Origin of the sequence: Gluconobacter sp. P1D12_c (genome assembly GCF_018812105.1) — a bacterium.
In the GTDB taxonomy this organism is placed as follows: domain Bacteria; phylum Pseudomonadota; class Alphaproteobacteria; order Acetobacterales; family Acetobacteraceae; genus Gluconobacter; species Gluconobacter oxydans_A.
This window is the reverse complement of record NZ_JACSIQ010000687.1, coordinates 1-394: the sequence shown is the minus strand read 5'-3', so window position 1 is coordinate 394 and position 394 is coordinate 1. Positions and strand designations below refer to the sequence as shown.

Below are 394 nucleotides of genomic sequence, written 5' to 3'. Positions count from 1 at the left end.
GTCGGGCGAGAGCTTCACGGGTCAGAAGACGGCGCCGCGCCATGATCGGATGTCTCCTTCATGTGTCCGGAAGGGGATCGTTGGACGGACTGTCCCGGACAAGTGCAACACGTCATGGAATACAGCCGTGTGCTGTGTCTCATAAAGGTGGTACCATATGTTTTGCAGTCATGGGGCCTTATACGTTACACTTTCCCGTATGACACACATAATGATCGGCTATGCCCGCTGCTCGACGGACAAACAGGATCTCGCGGCCCAGCATCAGGAACTGCTCAAACTCGGTGTTTCTGCCGATAGTATTTACACCGACATGGGCTTCACGGGCTCGAAGCGGGTAAGGGCCGGCCTTGACCATGCACTGGCGGCTGTTCGTAGTGGCGATACTTTGGTC

Annotated in this window: 1 protein-coding gene; it reads left to right on the top strand. The window is 55.8% G+C overall.

Annotation, left to right across the window (positions count from 1 at the left end):
- Nucleotides 1-199 precede the first annotated feature (199 nt).
- Nucleotides 200-394 (top strand): recombinase family protein (locus tag KP705_RS18745; protein WP_215765396.1); only part of this gene is annotated, 195 nt, incomplete at its 3' end.